This window comes from Bacillus sp. AR8-1 (assembly GCF_008042345.1).
Classification (GTDB): Bacteria; Bacillota; Bacilli; order Bacillales; family Bacillaceae_G; genus Bacillus_A; species Bacillus_A cereus.
This window is the reverse complement of the sequence record NZ_QNUB01000083.1, coordinates 1-584: the sequence shown is the minus strand read 5'-3', so window position 1 is coordinate 584 and position 584 is coordinate 1. Positions and strand designations below refer to the sequence as shown.

Here is a 584-nt window from a genome sequence, read left to right as displayed (position 1 = left end):
GTGCTACCGGACCTCAAGGCATTCAAGGACCAACGGGTGCTACCGGCGCTACTGGTATAGGAGTTACTGGACCTACTGGACCTTCTGGTGGACCTACCGGACCTACTGGGCCAACTGGACCTAGCTTCCCTATAGCAACAATTGTTGTAACAAACAATATTCAGCAAACAGTACTGCAATTCAATAACTTTATTTTTAGTACTGCAATTAACGTAAACAATATTATCTTCAACGGCACAGATACAGTTACTGTTATTAACGGTGGTATTTATGTAATTAGCGTATCCATTTCTACAACTGCGCCAGGATGCGCTCCACTCGGAGTAGGAATTTCAATTAATGGAGCAGTCGCAACTGATAATTTCTCTTCAAATTTAATAGGCGACTCACTTTCATTTACTACAATCGAAACATTAGCAGCTGGTGCAAGAATTTCTGTTCAATCTACTCTTAATGAGATTACGATCCCTGCGACAGGAAATACTAACATCCGCCTTACTGTATTTAGAATTGCTTAAATTTCATCATATATTGTTTATGACAAATAAAAAAAGAGCGAGGAAACTGAAGTGACCCCTAAAAGT

Annotated in this window: 1 protein-coding gene; it reads left to right on the top strand. The window is 39.9% G+C overall.

Annotation, left to right across the window (positions count from 1 at the left end):
* Positions 1-518, top strand: a 518-nt coding sequence (locus tag DN400_RS29125; RefSeq protein WP_141108248.1) for a Gly-Xaa-Xaa repeat protein, incomplete at its 5' end; no start/stop codon positions are given.
* Positions 519-584 lie beyond the last annotated feature (66 nt).